Below are 1898 nucleotides of genomic sequence, written 5' to 3' on the forward strand. Positions count from 1 at the left end.
TCAACGCCTCGAACATGCGTTCCTGGCGCGAAGGCCTGCCGAGCGGCATCGGCGGACCGGGCGCCACGCTCGACGAAATCAAGCGCTCCGGCCTGCGCGGCCGCGGCGGCGCCGGTTTTACCACCGGCCTCAAGTGGGAAGCCTGCCGCAATGCGCAACTCAAGGCCGGCCATCAGCGCATTGTCGTCTGCAATGCCGACGAAGGCGAGCCGGGTACTTTCAAGGATCGCGTCCTGCTCTCGACATGCCCCGACCTCGTTTTCGAGGGCATGACGGTCGCCGCCTACGCCATTGGCGCCACGCGCGGCTTTGTCTATCTGCGCGGCGAATACCGCTATCTGCTCGACCACCTCAACGCCGTGCTGGCTAACCGGCGCCGGGAAAACCTGCTGGGCAAGGATATCTGTGGCTTGCCCGGGGCGGATTTCGACATCGAGATTCACGTCGGGGCCGGCGCCTACGTCTGCGGCGAGGAATCGGCGCTCATCGAGTCGCTCGAAGGCAAGCGCGGCACGCCGCGCAACCGGCCGCCTTTCCCGGTGACCAACGGCTATCTCGACCAGCCGACCATCGTCAATAACGTCGAAACCTTTGCCGCCGCGGCCTTGATCGCGTTGAAGGGCGGCGAGTGGTATGCCGGCATCGGGACCAAACAGTCGGCCGGGACCAAGATTTTGTCGGTGTCCGGCGATTGCGCCCGGCCGGGGATCTACGAATACCCGTTCGGCGTCAGCGTCCGCCAGGTGCTGGCCGACTGCGGCGCGACCGACACCCAGGCCGTGCAGGTCAGCGGGCCGTCCGGCATCTGCATCGCGGAGAACGAATTCGACCGCATCATCGGCTTCGAGGACATCCCGACGGCCGGTGCCTTCACCGTCTTCAACAACACCCGCGACATGTTCGAAGTGGCGCGCAACTACGTCCATTTCTTCCAGCACGAAAGCTGTGGTTTCTGCACGCCGTGCCGGGTCGGCACCTCGCTGCTCAAGAACCTCATGGACAAGCTGCACTACGGTAGCGGTTCGCCCTACGACTTCGCCGAAATCGAGAAGCTCAACCAGTTGCTCCAAGCCATGAGCCATTGCGGCCTCGGCCATACCGCCTGCAATCCGGTGCTCGACACCATCGCCAAGTTCCGCCCGGCCTACGACAAGCGGATGATGCAGCAGGACTTCACGCCGGCCTTTGATCTCGACCGCGAACTGTCGGCGGCCCGGCAGATGACCGGGCGCGACGATGCTGCGGCGCATCTGGTGACGGAACATGGAGGTCAATCATGAGCTACACCTTTACGCTCGACGGCAAGGTCGTCCCCTTTGTCGACGGGCAGACCATCATCCAGGCGGCCAGCGCGGCCGGCATTTTCATCCCGCACCTCTGTTACCACCCGGAATTCAAGCCGCACGGCTCGTGCAAGCTGTGTACGGTCAAGGTCAATGGCCGCCACTCGGCTTCGTGCACGATGCGCGCGGCGCCCGGCATGGTCGTCGAGAGCGACACCGAGGAAATCAACGCTGAACGGCGGGCGCTGACCCAGATGCTGTTCGTCGAGGGCAACCACTTCTGCCCGTCGTGCGAAAAGAGCGGCAACTGCCAGTTGCAGGCGACGGCCTACCACCTCGGCATGATGTCGGCCCATTACGACCATTTCTTCCCGAATCGCGCGGTCGACGCCTCGCATCCCGAAGTTTTACTCGATTTCAACCGCTGCATCCTCTGTTCGCTGTGCGTGCGGGCCAGCCGCGATGTCGATGGCAAGAATGTTTTCGGGCTGTCCGGGCGCGGCATCAAGACGCACCTGATCGTCAATGCCAAGTCCGGCCAACTGGCCGATACCGACTTTACGCTGGCCGACAAGGCGGCGCAGGTCTGCCCGGTCGGCGTCATCCTCAAGAAAC

At 63.9% G+C, this 1898-nt stretch carries 2 protein-coding genes; both read left to right on the top strand.

The genetic code is table 11. The annotated features are described in order from the left end of the window. Positions 1–1280, top strand: a 1280-nt coding sequence (locus ADADOO_RS14940) for a complex I 51 kDa subunit family protein (RefSeq protein ID WP_511278300.1), incomplete at its 5' end; no start/stop codon positions are given. Beyond that, positions 1277–1898 (top strand): 2Fe-2S iron-sulfur cluster-binding protein (locus ADADOO_RS14945; RefSeq protein WP_511278301.1); only part of this gene is annotated, 622 nt, incomplete at its 3' end. The genes ADADOO_RS14940 and ADADOO_RS14945, both read left to right, overlap by 4 nt.

It is taken from the genome of Azonexus sp., assembly GCF_036170495.1.
Classification (GTDB): domain Bacteria; phylum Pseudomonadota; class Gammaproteobacteria; order Burkholderiales; family Rhodocyclaceae; genus Azonexus.